18 protein-coding genes are annotated in these 16,727 nt (G+C 68.4%); 15 read left to right on the top strand and 3 right to left on the bottom strand.

The features are described 5' to 3' along the window. Nucleotides 1-24: 24 nt before the first annotated feature. On the top strand, nucleotides 25-1,131 hold the full coding sequence (locus MUB46_RS23465; RefSeq protein WP_261618405.1) for a Glu/Leu/Phe/Val family dehydrogenase: 1,107 nt from the start codon (nucleotides 25-27) through the stop codon (nucleotides 1,129-1,131). A 409-nt stretch (nucleotides 1,132-1,540) separates the two neighbouring features. Here the strand turns inward: MUB46_RS23465 and phnF are convergent, their stop codons facing one another. Beyond that, the gene (gene phnF / locus MUB46_RS23460) at nucleotides 1,541-2,341 is read right to left on the bottom strand and encodes a phosphonate metabolism transcriptional regulator PhnF (RefSeq protein ID WP_261618404.1); all 801 of its coding nucleotides are present in this window, start codon (nucleotides 2,339-2,341) and stop codon (nucleotides 1,541-1,543) included. A gap of 137 nt (nucleotides 2,342-2,478) precedes the next feature. On the opposite strand from phnF, the gene phnG reads away from it, so the two are divergent. From phnG to MUB46_RS23425, 7 genes are read left to right on the top strand one after another with little or no spacing between them, the layout of a single operon-like run. Next, entirely contained in the window at nucleotides 2,479-2,958 is a 480-nt protein-coding gene (phnG, locus tag MUB46_RS23455) for a phosphonate C-P lyase system protein PhnG (RefSeq protein WP_261618403.1), read from the top strand. Beyond that, nucleotides 2,955-3,569: a phosphonate C-P lyase system protein PhnH gene (phnH, locus tag MUB46_RS23450; RefSeq protein WP_261618402.1), complete on the top strand. Its 615-nt coding sequence runs from the start codon at nucleotides 2,955-2,957 to the stop codon at nucleotides 3,567-3,569. The genes phnG and phnH overlap by 4 nt, the downstream gene beginning before the upstream one ends. Nucleotides 3,570-3,572: 3 nt before the next feature. Further along, nucleotides 3,573-4,694: a carbon-phosphorus lyase complex subunit gene (locus tag MUB46_RS23445; protein WP_261618401.1), complete on the top strand. Its 1,122-nt coding sequence runs from the start codon at nucleotides 3,573-3,575 to the stop codon at nucleotides 4,692-4,694. Further along, the gene (locus tag MUB46_RS23440; RefSeq protein WP_261618400.1) at nucleotides 4,691-5,557 is read left to right on the top strand and encodes an alpha-D-ribose 1-methylphosphonate 5-phosphate C-P-lyase PhnJ; all 867 of its coding nucleotides are present in this window, start codon (nucleotides 4,691-4,693) and stop codon (nucleotides 5,555-5,557) included. Before MUB46_RS23445 ends, MUB46_RS23440 begins: the two co-directional genes overlap by 4 nt. Nucleotide 5,558: 1 nt before the next feature. Continuing rightward, nucleotides 5,559-6,356, top strand: coding sequence for a phosphonate C-P lyase system protein PhnK (phnK, locus tag MUB46_RS23435; RefSeq protein ID WP_261618399.1), 798 nt, complete (start codon nucleotides 5,559-5,561; stop codon nucleotides 6,354-6,356). Nucleotides 6,357-6,366: 10 nt separating this feature from the next. Next, nucleotides 6,367-7,056, top strand: a complete 690-nt coding sequence (gene phnL, locus MUB46_RS23430; RefSeq protein ID WP_261618398.1) for a phosphonate C-P lyase system protein PhnL — start codon at nucleotides 6,367-6,369, stop codon at nucleotides 7,054-7,056. A 10-nt stretch (nucleotides 7,057-7,066) separates the two neighbouring features. Then, entirely contained in the window at nucleotides 7,067-7,699 is a 633-nt protein-coding gene (locus tag MUB46_RS23425) for a DapH/DapD/GlmU-related protein (RefSeq protein ID WP_261618397.1), read from the top strand. On the opposite strand, the gene MUB46_RS23420 is transcribed toward MUB46_RS23425, so the two are convergent. Further along, nucleotides 7,696-8,460 carry a Stf0 family sulfotransferase gene (locus MUB46_RS23420; protein WP_261618396.1) on the bottom strand — a complete coding sequence of 255 codons (765 nt, stop codon included), beginning with the start codon at nucleotides 8,458-8,460 and terminating at the stop codon, nucleotides 7,696-7,698. The two genes, MUB46_RS23425 and MUB46_RS23420, sit on opposite strands and share 4 nt — an antisense overlap. A 41-nt stretch (nucleotides 8,461-8,501) precedes the next feature. Beyond that, nucleotides 8,502-9,854: an NAD(P)/FAD-dependent oxidoreductase gene (locus MUB46_RS23415; RefSeq protein ID WP_261618395.1), complete on the bottom strand. Its 1,353-nt coding sequence runs from the start codon at nucleotides 9,852-9,854 to the stop codon at nucleotides 8,502-8,504. A 238-nt stretch (nucleotides 9,855-10,092) separates the two neighbouring features. Here MUB46_RS23415 and phnC point away from each other — a divergent pair, with 238 nt between their 5' ends. From phnC to MUB46_RS23380, 7 genes are all read left to right on the top strand, one after another. Continuing rightward, on the top strand, nucleotides 10,093-10,938 hold the full coding sequence (phnC, locus tag MUB46_RS23410) for a phosphonate ABC transporter ATP-binding protein (RefSeq protein ID WP_261618394.1): 846 nt from the start codon (nucleotides 10,093-10,095) through the stop codon (nucleotides 10,936-10,938). 51 nt (nucleotides 10,939-10,989) lie between these two features. Beyond that, nucleotides 10,990-11,988, top strand: coding sequence for a phosphonate ABC transporter substrate-binding protein (phnD, locus tag MUB46_RS23405; RefSeq protein WP_261618393.1), 999 nt, complete (start codon nucleotides 10,990-10,992; stop codon nucleotides 11,986-11,988). 115 nt (nucleotides 11,989-12,103) lie between these two features. Beyond that, nucleotides 12,104-12,916: a phosphonate ABC transporter, permease protein PhnE gene (gene phnE, locus MUB46_RS23400; RefSeq protein ID WP_315902779.1), complete on the top strand. Its 813-nt coding sequence runs from the start codon at nucleotides 12,104-12,106 to the stop codon at nucleotides 12,914-12,916. Between the two features lie 7 nt (nucleotides 12,917-12,923). Next, the gene (locus MUB46_RS23395; RefSeq protein WP_261618392.1) at nucleotides 12,924-14,066 is read left to right on the top strand and encodes an alpha-D-ribose 1-methylphosphonate 5-triphosphate diphosphatase; all 1,143 of its coding nucleotides are present in this window, start codon (nucleotides 12,924-12,926) and stop codon (nucleotides 14,064-14,066) included. Then, on the top strand, nucleotides 14,063-14,659 hold the full coding sequence (gene phnN / locus MUB46_RS23390) for a phosphonate metabolism protein/1,5-bisphosphokinase (PRPP-forming) PhnN (protein WP_261618391.1): 597 nt from the start codon (nucleotides 14,063-14,065) through the stop codon (nucleotides 14,657-14,659). Before MUB46_RS23395 ends, phnN begins: the two co-directional genes overlap by 4 nt. 191 nt (nucleotides 14,660-14,850) lie before the next feature. Then, the gene (locus MUB46_RS23385; RefSeq protein WP_261618390.1) at nucleotides 14,851-15,726 is read left to right on the top strand and encodes a DMT family transporter; all 876 of its coding nucleotides are present in this window, start codon (nucleotides 14,851-14,853) and stop codon (nucleotides 15,724-15,726) included. Between the two features lie 119 nt (nucleotides 15,727-15,845). Next, nucleotides 15,846-16,727 carry an NAD(P)-dependent oxidoreductase gene (locus tag MUB46_RS23380; RefSeq protein WP_261618389.1) on the top strand — a complete coding sequence of 294 codons (882 nt, stop codon included), beginning with the start codon at nucleotides 15,846-15,848 and terminating at the stop codon, nucleotides 16,725-16,727.

The raw sequence follows: 16,727 nt of genomic DNA, 5'->3' as shown, positions 1-16,727 counted from the left end.
AGACCCAGAAGACCAGGAAACCCGATGCAGGACATGTTCCGCTTCGCCGATGCCTACGGCCCGGCCAAGATCATCCACATCTACCGGCCGAAGCTCGGCCTCAAGGCGATCCTCGTCGTCGACAACGTCGCCGCCGGCCCGTCGATTGGCGGGGTGCGCATGGCCCCCGACGTCTCCGTCGAGGAATGCTTCCGGCTGGCCCGCGCCATGACCTGGAAGAACGCCGCCGCCGGCCTGCCGCATGGCGGCGGCAAGTCCGTGATCTTCGCCGACCCGCACATGGACGAGGCCGCGAAGGAAAACCTCATCCGCGCCTTCGCCGTCGCCATCGGCGAGGTCACCGACTACATCGCCGGGCCCGACATGGGCACCAACGAGCAGTGCATGGGCTGGGTCAGGGACGAGATCGGCCGCGCGGTCGGACTGCCCGCCGTGATCGGCGGCATCCCGCTCGACGAGATCGGCGCGACCGGGTTCGGCGTCGCCGCGGCCACCGAGGTCGCCGCCCCGTTCGCCGGCGTGCAACTGGACGGCGCCCGCGTCGTGGTGCAGGGCTTCGGCGCCGTCGGCACGCATTCGGCCCGGTTCCTGGCCGAGAAGGGCGCGATCCTGGTGGCCGCCAGCGACAGCCGCGGCACCGTGTCCGACCCCGACGGACTGGACATCGAAGCGCTGATCGCGCTGAAGCAGTCCGGCGGGCATCTCACCGACTTCTGCGCGGGCGAAAAGGGCGACACCGACGCGGTGCTCGACGTGCCCTGCGACATCTGGATCCCCGCCGCGCGGCCCGACGTGGTGCGCGCCGACAATGTCGGCCGGCTGAACTGCAAGCTGGTGCCGCAGGGCGCCAACATCCCGTTCACGAAGGAGGCCGAGTCGATCCTGCACGAGCGCGGCGTCGTCGTGATCCCGGATTTCGTCGCCAATGCCGGCGGCGTCATCTGCGCCTCGGTCGAGTATCACGGCGGCAACGAGCGCTCCGCCTTCGACGTGATCGACATCCGCATCCGCAACAACACGCGCCTCGTCATGGAGGAGATGCGCGACGACGCCATCACCCCGCGCGCCGCCGCCCTCAACCTCGCCCGCCGCCGCGTCGAGGCCGCGATGACGACACGGCGCTGGGGCTAGGCGCCACCCGCCTTGCGTCCGGAACGGGGGGCACCGGGACCGGCGGATTTGGCCAGCCCGCGCGGGGCTGCCGCGGCGGGTATTGCGATCCGGGTCCGGCAAACGCCCGAGCGGCCTCCCGACCCACCTACGTCATTGCCGGGCCTGACCCGGCAATCCCGGGCGTGTGGCACGAGATGCCCGGGTCGCGCCCGGGCATGACGTGAATGGAGGGGCACGACGATACGGCCATGGCCGTAGTGCTTGAGCACCGGGTGGCTAGCTTCGCCCCCTGGGCTCCGGATCAAGTCCGGAGCACGCCGCCGTACTGTTTGGCACCGCCGTGCCCCCCGAAAAGCCGCGTGTCCCGGACGTGATCCGGGACCCATGCAGGCCATCCGCGCGATGATGCCGCGCGACTAGGCGCCCCTCAGCTCTCGACCACGATCTGCACCCGGTCGGCGGCGAAGCGGGCCAGCGAAAACTGGATCGGCTTGCCGTCCGGATCGGTGTTGACGCTTTCGGTGGCGAGCAGCGCGCTGCCCGGCGGCAGGTGCAGCGCCAGCGCGTCCTCCGGATCGGCGATCCGCGCCGTCACCCGCGTCTCACGGCGCCGGTAGTCGGAAATGCCGCAACGCCGCAGCGCCTTGGTGATCGACCCGGTTTCGGCGTAGTGCGCGACGAAGCCCGGCAGCCGGTCGGCGGGGAACCAGCTCGTCGCCACGTTGAGCGGCACCCCGTCGGCGGCGCTCAGGGTATCGAGTCGGAGCACCCGCGCGCCGCGTGGCAGCGCCAGCGCGGCGGCGACCTCCACATCGGCTTCGGTCTCGCTCGCCGAGACCAGCCGCCCCGAGGGCGCCCGCGCCTGCCCCGAGACGATTTCCGAAAACCGCGTCCGCGCGCCGATGGGGTAGTCGATGGGCCGGCTGGTGACGATGGTGCCGCGCCCGCGCTCGGCCTTCACCAGCCCGTCCTGCGCCAGCGCCGCGATCGCCTGGCGCACGGTGTGGCGGTTGACCCCGAAGCGTTCGGCCAAGACGGCCTCCGAGGGAATGCGTTGCCCGGGCGGATGGGCGCCGGCGGCGATCTCGCGACGCAGCACGTCGGCGATCCGGCGCCACAGCGCGATGCCTTCGCCGCGCAGCGCCGCCCCGATGCCGGCCCCGGGGTCGATGCCGCTCCCCGCACTGGTCCCCGAACCGGTCGTTTCAGCCGTCGTCGCATCCGTCATCGAGACGTCACCTGCCGTCGCTATAAGGCAATGCAATTGTCTAGATTAATAGACAACTTTGCATCCTGGGTCCAGCCGAAACGACGGAGGGCCCGCGAGCGGGCCCGAAGACGACGCGAGGCGACTTGAGAACGACCATGACGACGGCCGAGACGACCGAGAACAGACCATCCGAGGAGGCCCGGCGCAGGGCGATGGACGCCGTCGCGTCCGCCGACCGCGCCGTCCTCGAAGCCGCCTGGAACCGCCTCGAGTCCCGCCCTGACTGGGGCTGGCTGCGCAAGCCCGAAGCCGGGCTCGTCATGGTCCGCGGCCGCATCGGCGGCGGCGGTGCCCCGTTCAACCTCGGCGAGGTCACCGTCACCCGCTGCGCGGTTTCGCTCGACAGCGGCGAGGCCGGGTTCGCCTGGATCATGGGCCGGGACGCCGAAAAGGCCCGGTTCGCCGCGCTTTTCGACGCCCTGTGGCAGCGCCGCGACCGGCGCGCCGAGGTGGAAAGAACGGTCGTCGAACCGGCGATCCGGGCCCGCGAGACCGAGGACAGCACGGTTGCCGAGCGCACGGCGGCGACCCGCGTCGACTTTCTCACCATGGTGCGCGGCGAGGACGAGTCATGACGGCTCACGCGGCAATGACGGAAACCCTCTCGGGCGGTTTCGCACACCCGGTCTTCGACTCCCAGGCCGTGTTCCGCAGGGTGATGAGCGCCATGGCGAGTCCAGGGAAAGTCGTTGAACTGACAGCGAAAACCGCCCCGCCACCGCCCTTGTCACGGGCCGCCGGCGCGCTCGCGCTCACCCTGTTCGACCACGAAACGCCGGTCTGGCTCGACCGCGACCTCGCCGCCGCGCAAGCGGTATCGGACTGGCTGCGCTTCCATACCGGCGCGCCGATCACACAGGTGCCCGACGAGGCCGCCTTCGCGCTCGTCTCCGACCCGGCCCGCATGCCCGCCCTGTCGGCCTTCGGCCAGGGCACGGCGGACTATCCGGACCGCTCGACGACGCTGATCGTCGCCGTCGAAACCCTGAAAGATCAAAACCTTATAACCCTGCGCGGCCCCGGCATCGCGACCACGGCGACGCTGGCGCCCGGCCCGCTTCCCGTCGGCTTCGCCGATCAGCTTCGCGCCAACCACGCGCAGTTTCCCCGCGGCGTCGACCTCGTCTTCGTCTGCGGCGACACCCTCTCCGCCCTGCCCCGCTCGACCCGCACAGAAGGAGCCTGACTCATGTATGTCGCTGTAAAGGGTGGGGAATCGGCGATCCGCAACGCCCACCGGCTGCTCGCCGACGAACGGCGCGGCGACCGCTCGGTGCCGGATGTCACGCTCGATCAGATCGCCGGCCAGCTCGCCCTCGCCGTCGACCGGGTGATGGCGGAAGGCTCGCTCTACGACCGCGATCTCGCCGCGCTGGCGGTGAAACAGGCCCGCGGCGATCTGATCGAGGCGATTTTCCTGATCCGCGCCTATCGCACCACCCTGCCCCGCTTCGGCGCGTCCGAACCGGTCGACACCGCCCGGATGCGCATTCGCCGCCGCATCTCCGCGACCTACAAGGACCTGCCCGGCGGACAGCTGCTCGGCCCCACCTTCGACTACACCCACCGGCTGCTCGAGCCCGCGCTGGCCGAGGACACCGCGCCGCCGCCCCCGGAAACCGCCGCCGCCAGCGACGCCCCGATCCCCCGCGTCACCGACCTGCTCGGCGGCGAAGGCCTGATCGAGCCGGATCCGGAGGCCGATCCGGATACGCCGGTGCGCGATCTGACCCGCGAGCCGCTGGAATTCCCCGCCGACCGTTCCCTGCGCCTGCAGGGGCTCGCCCGCGGTGACGAGGGGTTCCTGCTCGCCCTCGGCTATTCGACCCAGCGTGGCTACGCCCGGTCGCATCCCTTCGTCGGCGAGATCCGCATCGGCGAGGTGGAAATCGAGGTCATCCCCGAAGAGCTCGGCTTTCCGGTCACGATCGGCCGCATCACCGTCACCGAGTGCCAGATGGTCAACCAGTTCAAGGGCTCGGCCAAGGCGCCGCCGCAGTTCACCCGCGGGTACGGCCTCGTCTTCGGCCAGTCGGAGCGCAAGGCCATGTCGATGGCGCTCGTCGACCGGGCGCTGCGCTGGAACGAGCTCGGCGAGGAGCCGACCGCGCCGGCACAGGACGAGGAATTCGTGCTGTCGCACGCCGATAACATCCGCGCCACCGGCTTCGTCGAGCACCTGAAACTGCCCCATTACGTCGATTTCCAGGCCGAGCTGGAGCTCGTCCGCCGAATGCACCGCGAAGCGGCGGCATATTCGGACGAAACCGGCGAGGACATCGGCGCCGAACACCAGGAGGCCGCGGAATGAACGCGCACGCCGCCACGACCGATACCGCCTACAACTTCGCCTATCTCGACGAGCAGACGAAGCGTATGATCCGCCGGGCGATCCTGAAGGGCATCGCCATACCCGGCTATCAGGTTCCGTTCGCCAGCCGCGAGATGCCGATGCCCTACGGCTGGGGCACCGGCGGCGTGCAGGTCACCGCCGCGATCCTGGGTCCCGACGACACGCTGAAGGTGATCGACCAGGGCTCCGACGACACCACCAACGCGGTGGCGATCCGCGGCTTCTTCGCCCGCACCGCCGGGGTGAGGACGACGACGCGCACGGCCGATGCGACCGTCATCCAGACCCGCCACCGCATCCCCGAGCGGCCCCTGGGCGAAGACCAGATCCTCGTCTTCCAGGTGCCGATCCCGGAGCCGCTGCGCTTCCTCGAACCGCGCGAGACCGAGACCCGCAAGATGCACGCGCTCGAGGAATACGGGATCATGCACGTCAAGCTGTACGAGGACATCGCCCGCCACGGCCACATCGCCACGACCTATGCCTATCCGGCGCTGGTCGACGGCCGCTACGTGATGGACCCCTCGCCGATCCCCAAGTTCGACAATCCGAAGATGAACCGGTCCGACGCGCTGATGCTGTTCGGCGCCGGCCGCGAGCAGCGCATCTACGCACTTCCCCCGCACACCGACGTGCACAGCCTCGACTTCGAGGACCATCCCTTCGCGGTCCAGACCTTCTCCGAGCCCTGCGCGCTGTGCGGTTCGATCGGCGTCTACCTCGACGAGATCGTCACCGACGACGCCGGCGGGCGCATGTTCGTCTGTTCCGATTCCGACCATTGCGAGGAGCGGCGGGCCGAAATCCCCGCGGAGACCTGACATGACTCACCCAGGCGATATCGACGACGACCTGCCGCTGTTGCGCGCCAGTGGCGTCTCGCATTTCTATGGCAGCCGGATCGGCTGTCACGACGTGTCCTTCGAACTGTGGCCCGGCGAGGTGCTGGCGATCGTCGGCGAATCCGGATCCGGCAAGACCACCTTGATGAACTGCCTGTCGGGGCGCCTGACGCCGACGGCCGGCGTCGTCGAGTACCGGATGCGCGACGGCCAGGCGCGCAATATCTTCGCCATGAGCGAGGCGGAGCGGCGCTTTCTGGCCCGCACCGACTGGGGTTTCGTCCATCAGGACGCCCGCGACGGCCTGCGCATGACGGTCTCGGCCGGCGGCAATGTCGGCGAGCGGCTGATGGCGGTGGGCGCGCGCAACTACGGCGCCATCCGCGCGGAGGCGCTCGACTGGCTGGGAAGGGTCGAGATCGCCGCCGACCGAATCGACGACCGCCCCGACGCCTTTTCCGGCGGCATGCGCCAGCGCCTGCAGATCGCCCGCAACCTGGTCACCGGCCCGCGCCTCGTCTTCATGGACGAGCCGACCAGCGGCCTGGACGTCTCGGTGCAGGCGCGCCTGCTCGACCTGCTGCGCGGCCTCGTCGCCGACCTGGGCCTCGCGGCGATCGTCGTCACCCACGATCTGGCGGTCGCGCGCATGATCTCGCACCGGCTGATGGTGATGCGCCGCGGCACGGTCATCGAGAGCGGCCTCACCGATCAGGTTCTCGACGACCCCCGCACCCCGTACGCCCAGCTTCTGGTCGCGTCCGTCCTGCAGCCGTGAGGAAAACCCCATGACCATGCGTTTGTGTCTCTCCGGCGTCGGCAAGACCTTCGTCATGCACCTGCAGGACGGCATCGAAATCCCCGTCCTGCGCGGCGTCGAGCTCGCGGTGAAGGAGGGCGAATGTGTCGCCCTCACCGGCCCCTCCGGCACCGGCAAGAGCACGATCCTGCGGATGATCTACGGCAACTACGTCGCCGATGAGGGCCAGATCCTGGTGGTCGACGGCGCGCGCATCTTCGACATGGCCTCGGCCCCGCCACGCCGGGTGATCGACCTGAGGCTCCGCACCATCAGCTATGTCAGCCAGTTCCTGCGGGCGGTGCCGCGCGTGCCCGCCATCGACGTGGTCGCCGAGCCGCTTCGTTCGCTCGGCACCTCGCCCGCCGAGGCGCGGGACCGCGCGGCGACGCTGCTTGCCCGGCTCAACCTGCCCGAACGCCTGTGGTCGTTGCCGCCGGCAACCTTCTCCGGCGGCGAGCAGCAGCGCGTCAATATCGCCCGCGGCCTCGTCGCCCAGCGGCCGATTCTGATCCTCGACGAGCCGACCGCCTCGCTCGACGCCACCAATCGCGACATCGTGGTCGAACTGATCGACGAGCGAAAGAAGGCCGGCACCGCGGTTCTCGGTATCTTCCACGATGCAATCGTCCGCGACGCGGTCGCCGACCACTGCGTCGACGTTCAGGCCTTCACGTGAGGACATGGCGATGCCCCGCCTCTCCGAAAAGGCGCTGGTCCACGAGAGCGCCATCGTCACCGACTCCGCCCTCGGCCGCTATACCGAGATCGCCGAGCGCTGCCATGTGAGCGAAAGCACGGTCGGCGACTATTCCTACATGATGCGCGAGTGCGAGATCTGGGCGGCGCGGATCGGCAAGTTCGTCAATATCGCCAGCCACGCCCGCATCAACGCCACCAACCATCCGGTGTGGCGCGCCACCCTGCATCACTTCACCTATCGCGCCGCCGACTATTTCGACGATGCCGGCACCGAGACCGCGTTCTTCGACTGGCGCCGCGACAACGCGGTGACCATCGGCCACGATGTCTGGCTGGGACACGGCGTGACCATCCTGCCGGGCGTCTCGATCGGCAACGGCGCGGTGATCGGCGCCGGCGCGGTGGTTTCGAAGGGCGTGCCGGCCTATGCGATCGTCGGCGGCGTGCCGGCGAAGTTCATCCGCTGGCGGTTCCCCGAGGAGATCGGCAACCGCATGGACCGGCTCGCCTGGTGGGACTGGCCGCACGCGCGGCTGCGCACCGCGCTCGAGGACTTCCGAACGCTCGACGCCGAAGCCTTCCTCGACCGCTACGAAGTCGAGGCCGCGCAAAGCGCCTAGGACCGGGCGACAGCCGCGAGATCTGCGCGGTAGCGGCGCATCCATTCAAGGCTCGTCTCGTCGGAGAGTTTCGCCACGCCGGGCTTGACGTCCGCGATATGCGGCGCCGCGATCCCGAGCGCTTCACAGAGGCGCACCAGCGCCGCAGCGGGATCGGCCGACAGGCGCTCGTAGCCGATCCGCACCGGGGTGATGCCCTGCGCCGCGAACCACGTGTTCCACGCCGTATCGTGGCTTTCGAGCTCGGCGAGTTCCTGTCTGATCCGTTCGAAATCGTAGACAGGGTCCTGCGGCGGAGCGAGCCGCTCCAACTCGCTTCCATCGGGCGCGATATGCCAGAGACCGGTCTGCTGCGCCTTCACCAGGGAGACCGCCTGGGCGAGCTTGTTCTCGCGCGACAGATGGATGTAGAGCGTCTTGCCGAAGGCCCGCTCGAACCGCGCCGCGTCGGACGGCAGGCCGGGATGGATCCGGTCGAGGATCGCCGACAGGTCGTCGAGGTTCTCGCGCATCAGCCGAAGCCCGAAGATGGCCGTTCCACCCTTCCCGACTTCGATCGCCGCTGCGAGATAGGTGATGTCGTAGTCCCTCTCGGCCATCGAATCCGGGCTCGGCAGACCCCACTCCTCCGCCCACGCCGGCATGAACCGGCGGCTGTAGAACGAGTCCGGATCCCCCGCCGCCTGTGTCGACGCGAGCAGGCCGCACAGCAGCGTGCTTCCCGTTCGCGGCGTGCCGCAGAGGATATATGCGTCGTACATGGTACCCGGTTCCGCTCGTCGTTGAGAAAATCGGCCGCAGCCTAGAGAACTTCGTCCATCAGCCAATAGGCGACGTAGGCCCCACGCAGATAAAGCGGCCTCAGGCCCGGCAGCGGAAAGCGTGGCAGGGGCTGGCCGGCCGCCGCCGGCACGATCTCGTGGTCGGGCTTGTCGCGAACCGCGAGCCGCGCCGCGGCCCGGCCCGACCAGGTTCCCATCGCGACGCCATTGCCGTGATAACCCAGCGCGTGGATGACGCTGCCGTCGTCGGGCAACCGGGCGACGTGGGGCACGAGATCGGCCGTCATGCACACGAAGCCGCGCCAGAAATGGCTGATTTCGACATCGGCCCAGGCGGGAAACATGCGCGCGAGCCGCTTGCGCATGTCGTCCTGCATCCGCTCCGTTCCGTCGGGAGCCGCAGACACGCCGCCGCGCGCGCCGAGCAGGAAACGCCCGTCCGGCAGCAAACGGAAATAGTGCAGCAGATTGCGGCTGTCATACGCCATCGCATGGGTCGTCCAGCCCTGCGCCTCGCGCTCGGCCTCGGTCAACGGCCGCGTGGTGATGACGTTCGACAGGGCGGGCAGCACACGGCCGGTCAAGCCGGGATGCAGATCCTCCGCCGTGTAGCCGTTGGTCGCCACGATCACCGTCTTCGCCCGCAAACGCCCGCCCGGCGTCGACAGCACATGCCAGCCGTCCGTCTTCTGCCACGCCTCGACCGGGCTTTGGCCGTGCACCCCGGCGCCACGATTCACCGTCGCGGCGGCAAGGCCGCGGGCGTATTTCATCGGATGTAGGCCGAAACCGAGCGGAAGGTGCAGCGCTGCTTCCGCCCCCTCCATCACCATACCGGCCCGCCTGAGCTCGGCCTTGCGATAGAGCGTGCAGTCGACGCCGTGCACGTCGCGGATGTGCGCGACGGTGGCCTCCAGATCCCGCACCGCGCCCTTGTCATGGGCGACTTCGATGTCGCCGTCGCCGCTCGCCTCGACGTCGAAGCCTTCGCTTTCGGACAGGTCCCGAACGAGCGCGATCGCCTCGCGCTGGGCGGCGGAGAACCGTCGCGCCTCGGCGTCGCCATGGCGCTTCACCAGCGTCGAATGCGACACCTTGGTTCCGCCCAGACAGCAGAAACCGCCGTTTCGTCCCGACGCGCCCCAACCCGGATGTGCCTTTTCCAGAACGCGCACATCGACGCCATGGTCGCGGGCCAGATGCAGCGCCGCCGACAGGCCCGTGTATCCGGCCCCGATGACGGCAACCTCGCAGGTTTCGTCCCCCGACAGTGCAGGCGTGTCGACCGTCAGCGGTTCGGCGGTCGCATCCCAGTAGCTGCCGACGGGTCGGGACGGATCGAAGGCCGCCGGATGATAGATGTGCTGCGCCAAAACCCGCTCTCCCGATCAATTCGGCGACCGTCAGTCTGATGCGACCCGAAAGACCGTCACGTCAAGCGCATTTTGCACAGGGAACCACGGCGAAAACCCCCATGAATCCCTTGCGTTGCGGGGCCCGGGGATTGTCATCGAACCGACAAGCAAGCGCAAAACAGCCGTCATGTAGCCCCGCTAAGCCTCATCCCGAGTTCACAGTCGGGATCATTGCTAAACCAGCGGGGTAATCGCCATGACAACAGTCGTGGTCGAAGGGCTTTCGAAGACATTTCGCGGCGGCAAACGCGCGCTGAAGAACGTTTCCGTTTCGGTCGATCGTGGCGAGATGGTCGCCCTGATCGGCGCATCCGGATCCGGCAAGTCGACGCTCATCCGCCATGTCGCCGGCCTCGTCCAGGCGGACCGGAACGACGGCTGCAAGGTCATGGTCGGAGACCGGTTCGTGCAGACCGGCGGCCGATTGACGGCCGACGCGCGCGACATCCGCCGCGACATCGGCGTCATCTTCCAGCAGTTCAATCTCGTCAACCGGCTTTCGGTGCTGACCAATGTGCTGACCGGCGTGCTCGGTCGCATACCGGCCATCCGCGGCACCCTCGGCCTGTTCAGCCGCGACGAGAAGATCGTCGCCATGCAGGCGCTGGCGCGCGTCGGTATCGCCGAGACCGCCCGTCAGCGTGCCTCGACCCTGTCCGGCGGACAGCAGCAGCGCGCCGCGATCGCCCGCGCCATGGTGCAGGGCGCGCAGATCGTGCTTGCCGACGAGCCGATCGCCTCGCTCGATCCGGCGTCCGCCAAGCGCGTCATGGAGGCGCTGTCGGAAATCAACCGCAACGACGGGATTACCGTCATCGTATCGCTGCACCAGGTCGAATACGCCCGCCGCTACTGCCCGCGCACCATCGCGCTGCGCGACGGCGAGGTCGCCTTTGACGGGCCGAGCGAGGCCCTCACGCATGATTTTCTGCGCGAACTCTATGGCGATGCCAGCGAGGAACTCGTGCTCCCAGACGTCCCGGAAAGGGCGCCCCGGCCGCAGATCGCACTGCAGCCGGCCGTCGCCTTCGCCGGCGCGTGACCGCCTGATCAGTCCAGACGGTCCCAACCCCCAGTTCCTATGGAGGACACCATGAACGCTGTCGCTAAGGGCCTTGCCGCCGCGGCGATTTCCGTCTCGCTGCTGGGCGCCGCCCACGCCGAGACGACCGAGATCAACTTCGGCATCATCTCGACCGAATCCACCCAGAACCTGAAGACCCAGTGGGAACCGTTCCTCGCCGCCATGGAGGCCCAGACCGGCCTCAAGGTGAAGCCGTTCTTCGCCTCGGATTATGCCGGCATCATCGAGGGCATGCGCTTCGGCAAGGTCCACGTCGCCTGGTACGGCAACAAGTCGGCCATGGAAGCGGTCGACCGCTCCGACGGCGAGGTCTTCGCCCAGTCCGTCGATGTATCCGGCAATCCGGGCTACTGGTCGCTGCTGCTGGCGCCGGTCGACTCACCGATCAATTCGCTGGAAGACGTGCTGAAGTGCGACGCCTCGCTGAACTTCGGCATCGGCGACCCGAACTCGACCTCGGGCTTCCTCGTCCCCACCACCTTCATCTTCGCCAAGAACGGCGTCGACCCGAAGAAATGCTTCAAGACGGTCCGTAACGCCAATCACGAGACCAATGCGATGGCGGTGGCCAACAACCAGGTCGACGTCGCCACCAACAACACCGAGAACCTTGCCCGCATCGAGGAGAACAATCCCGAGGCGTTCAAGAAGATCAAGGTCGTCTGGAAGTCGCCGCTGATCCCGTCCGATCCGCTGGTCTGGCGCAAGGACCTGGATCAGGCCGCCAAGGACAAGATCTACACCTTCATGATGTCCTACGGCCGTCTCGGGGCCCCCGACGAGGTCGCCAAGGCGCGCGATGTGCTCGCCGGCCTGAAGTGGGCGCCGTTCAAGCCGTCCTCCGACGCCCAGCTCTATCCGATCCGGATCATGGAGATCACCAAGCAGGAGTTCCAGGTCCAGGCGGACGACAAGATGGCCGCCGACGAGAAGGCCAAGGCGCTCGAAGAGCTGAAGGCGGAGAAGACCAAGTACGAAGGCCTGATGGCCAAGGTCCCGCAGGCCTGATCGGCCGCCCCCTCACAAGGCGGCGCCGGCAACCTGACCGGCGTCGCCTCTTTTCGTGGAAAGACCGCTCGCGAGACGCCCGATGACATCAGTCTCCCCGATAACACCTGGCCCGATGACACCAGCAACACCCGCCGCCCCCCGCCCGGTCGAACTGCCGCGCACGTCCTTCGGCGACATGCTTTACCGGCTGCTGATCTGGGGCGGTCTCGCCCTGGTGCTCGCCTGGAGCTGGGGCCCGGCCGAGATGTCCCGGCTGGTGAACCTGTTCACCGACGCCAGCAACATGGCGGACTACGCCTCGGGCTTCCTGTCGCCGAATTTCCGCGACTGGGAATACTACGTCACCGAGATGATCCTGACCGTGCAGATCGCCATATGGGGCACGGTGCTGGCGATCGTCTTCGGCATTCCCTTCGCGCTCCTGTCGTCCAACAACATCGCCCCGGCCTGGGTGGTCCAGCCGGTGCGCCGGCTGATGGACGCCTGCCGGGCGATCAACGAGATCGTCTTCGCGGTGCTGTTCGTCGTCGCCGTCGGCCTCGGCCCGTTCGCCGGTGTCATGGCGCTGTTCATCCACAACATGGGCGTCGTCTCCAAGCTCTTTTCCGAGGCCGTCGAGGCGATCGACCCGCGCCCCGTGGAAGGTATCCGCGCGACCGGCGCGACCCGGCTGCAGGAGATCATCTACGGCGTCCTGCCGCAGGTGCTGCCGCTCTGGATCTCCTTTTCGCTCTACCGTTTCGAGACCAACGTGCGCTCCGCCACGGTGCTCGGCATCGTCGGCGCCGGCGGCATCGGCCAGATCATGTTCGAGTCGATCCGCGGCTTCTACTACGCCGAGACCGCGGCGATCCTGATCATCGTGGTGATCACCGTGTCGATCATCGACATCGTGTCGCAGCGCCTCAGAAAGCTGGTGATCTGAGGCCGTCATGCACGACACGATCCTGACCAACGCCCGCCTCGTCCTTCCCGCCGAGGTCGTCGCCGGCAGCCTGTCCATCGTTGACGGGACGATCCGGGCCGTCGATCCCGGCACCACGTCCGTCGCCGCCGCCGAGGACCTCGAGGGCGACTACCTGATCCCCGGTCTGGTCGAGTTGCATACCGACCATCTGGAAAGCCATTTCTCGCCGCGTCCGGGCGTCGCCTGGAACCCGATCGCCGCCGTGCAGTCGCACGACGCGCAGATCGCCGCCTCCGGCATCACCACGGTGCTCGACGCGCTGCGTGTCGGCTCGGACAACGACAAGACCGACGTGGCGAACCATATGCGCACGCTCGCCGACGCGATCACGGCGGCCGGCAAGGCGGGCCGGCTGCGGGCCGAACATTTTCTGCACCTACGCTGCGAGATCGCCTCGCCGAACGTGGTGTCGGAGGCCGAAGCGTTTCTCGACCACCCGGCCCTCAAGCTCGTCTCGGTGATGGACCACACGCCGGGCCAGCGCCAGTTCGTCAGCCTCGACAAGTTCCGCGAGTACTACAAGGGCAAGGTCGGCATGTCGGATGCCGAGCTGGACGCCTTCATCGCCGAACGCCACGCCCTGCACGACCGCCACGCCGCGCCGAACCGCGCCTCGCTCTACCACCAGTGCCGGAATTCCGAGATCGTCCTGGCCAGCCACGACGACGCGACCGAAGCCCATGTCGTCGAGGCGATCGAGGCCGGCGTCGTGCTGTCGGAGTTCCCGACCACGGTCGAAGCCGCCGGCGCGGCACATCGCGCCGGTCTGGCGGTTCTGATGGGCGCCCCCAACGTCGTGCGCGGCGGCTCGCATTCGGGTAACGTGTCCGCCATAGACCTTGCCGAACAAGGCCTCCTCGACGTGCTGTCCTCGGACTACATCCCTTTCAGCCTGCTGCATGCCGCCTTCGTGCTGCCGCGGCGCGTCGCCTCGATCACGCTGCCAGAGGCGATCCGCCTCGTCACCGCCAACCCGGCCAGATCCGTCGGTCTCGACGATCGCGGCGAGATCGCGGAAGGGCTGTCGGCCGATCTGGTCCGTGTCTGCTTCGAGGACGATGTGCCGGTGGTGCGCGCGGTCTGGCGCAAGGGAAAGCGGGTCGCATGAGCGGCAGTCAGCGGATCGGACCGGGCACGTTCGTGCCCGTCGTCGGCCCCTCGGGGGCGGGCAAGGATACCCTGATCCGTCTTGTCGCCGACGCGTTCGCCGATCATTCCGGCGTCCGCTTCGCCCGCCGTCTCGTCACCCGGCCCGCCGATAGCGCCACGGAAGACCACGACAGCCTGAGCGAGGCGGCGTTCGCCCGGATGGTCGGGGCAGACGATGTCGCCCTGCATTGGCGCGCCCACGGGCTTGGATACGCGATCCCGCTGATCGTCGACGACTGGATCGCGGCCGGCGCCGTCGTCATCGCCAACCTGTCGCGCAAGGCGATCCCCACGGTGGCGGACCGCTACAGTACCGTGACCGTGGTCAACGTCACCGCGTCCCCCGATATCCTGCGCGCACGGCTCGAAGGACGCGGCCGCGAGACCGGCGCCGATATCGAGGAGCGGTTGACGCCGGTTCCCATCACCATCCCCGATGGCGTGGAACTGGTTGAGATCGTAAACGACAGAGAACCGGAAGCCGCCGCCCGGCTGCTGCAAGGTGTCGTGGAACGCCACATCCGCGAGGCGGTTCGCCAGCCAGCGGAATAGGAGGGACCGCCGACGTGCGCGGACGGCTCGACCGTTGCTTGCCCGGCACGACAGTTTCGAGTCCCCCGGACACAGGCTAAAATCCTGTCTCGACAGGGCTCATGCGGGCCGGCACCGAAATCACCGGTTGACCCGGCCCCTCGGCGAGGCTCTCGTAGGGATGACGGTTTGTCGCGCCGACGAGGGCCGCCATGACCACGGCAACGACCGGTCACATCACGACGCGCACCGCGCTCCTGACGGGGACGGCGATGCTGGCCTTCGCCGCCAACTCGCTGCTCTGCCGGCTCGCCCTGGCGCCGAAGCTGATCGATGCGGCGAGTTTCACCAGCGTCCGCCTGATTTCCGGCGCGGCAACGCTGGCGCTGATCCTGCTCCTGCGGCACGGGACAAAGGGCCGCCCGGAGGCGAACTGGCGGTCGGTGGCCGCGCTGTTCGCCTACATGATCTTCTTTTCCTTCGCCTATCTGTCGCTGAGCGCGGGAACCGGCGCGCTGATCCTGTTCGGCGCCGTGCAGCTCACGATGTTCATCGTCGCGCTGCGGTCGGGCGAGCACTTCTCGCGTCTGTCCTGGGCGGGGCTGGCGTTAGCGATCCTGGGGCTCGTCTATCTCGTCTCGCCGGGGGTCACCGCGCCCGATCCTCTGGGCGCGGCGGCGATGTCGGTCGCCGGCATCTCCTGGGGCGTCTATTCCCTGATCGGCCGCGGCGCACGGGACCCGCTGGCCGCGACGGCGGGCAACTTCATCTACGCCGTGCCGCTGACCGTGATCGCCAGCCTCGGCTTCATGAGCCAGTACAGCGTGAGCGGACACGGGTTCGCGCTCGCCGTCCTCTCCGGCGCCCTCGCCTCGGCCTGCGGCTACGTCATCTGGTACGCCGCGCTGCCGGGCCTCACCGCGACCCGCGCCGCGACGGTGCAGCTCTCGGTTCCGGTCATCGCGGCCGTCGGTGGTGTTCTCCTGATCTCCGAGCAGCCGACGCTGCGCCTTCTCGTCGCCTCGGCTGCCACGCTCGGCGGTGTCGCGATCGTGCTCGCCCAGCGGGCGCAACGGCCCCGGCGCTGAGCGCAACAAATTGCTGAGCGCAAACCTGCTGCTGAGCGCGCCAATTGCTGGCCGCGCCCTATTTGTGACACGCCCGGCGGGTGCGATGTAGGATCGTGTTGGCAGAAGGAGCCAGGTCGATGCGTATCGGGTTCATCGGTTTCGGCGAGGCGGGCCGGGCCTTCGCCGACACGCTGGCAGACAAGGGCGTCGAGCACTTCGCGACCTACGACATCCTGTTCGACGCCGAAGGCATGGACGGGCCGACCGCGAATATCGCCCGCCAACGCAACGTCCATCCGCTGGCGCACCCCTCCGACGTCGCCGCCGAGTCCGACTGGGTGATCTCCGCCGTCACCGCCGCCTCCAGCCTCGACGCGGCCCGCGAATGCGCGACCTGCCTCGAGGATCGCCACGTCTTCATCGACATCAACTCCGTCTCGCCGGGCCGCAAGCGCGTCTCGTCTCAACTCCTCACAAGCAGCCGCGCCGCCTATGTCGACATGGCCGTGATGGGGCCCGTGCACCCGCGCGGCCACGCCACGCCGGTGCTGCTCGCTGGTCCCGCCGCCCGGTCGATCGAACGGGATCTCGGCCGTCTGGGCTTCGAATACGAGATCGTCAGCGACGATATCGGCGAGGCGACGGCGATCAAGATGGTGCGCAGCCTGTTCGTGAAGGGTCTCGAGGCGATCACCGTCGAAATGCTGCTCGCCGCCCGCGCTTCGGGCTGTCTCGACCGTGTCGTCGCCTCGCTCGCGGCAAGTTTCCCCGGCCTCGGCTGGGAGAAATTCGCCGATTACGAACTGGAGCGGGTCGCTCGGCATGGCATTCGCCGCGGCGCGGAGATGGAGGAATCCGCCGTCACGCTGCGCGAACTCGGCCTCAACGGCGACATCGCCGCGGCCATCGCCGCCGCGCAAACCCGGATCGGCGCGCTCGGCATCCTGCCGAAAGGCAAGAACACCGCGGCGGATATCGATGCGCTGCTGGCAGCACTGAAGCCCGGGGCGAAGCGCTAG

The organism is Microbaculum marinisediminis, from assembly GCF_025397915.1.
In the GTDB taxonomy this organism is placed as follows: Bacteria; Pseudomonadota; Alphaproteobacteria; order Rhizobiales; family Tepidamorphaceae; genus Microbaculum; species Microbaculum marinisediminis.
This window is presented reverse-complemented; position numbering and strand designations above follow the sequence as displayed.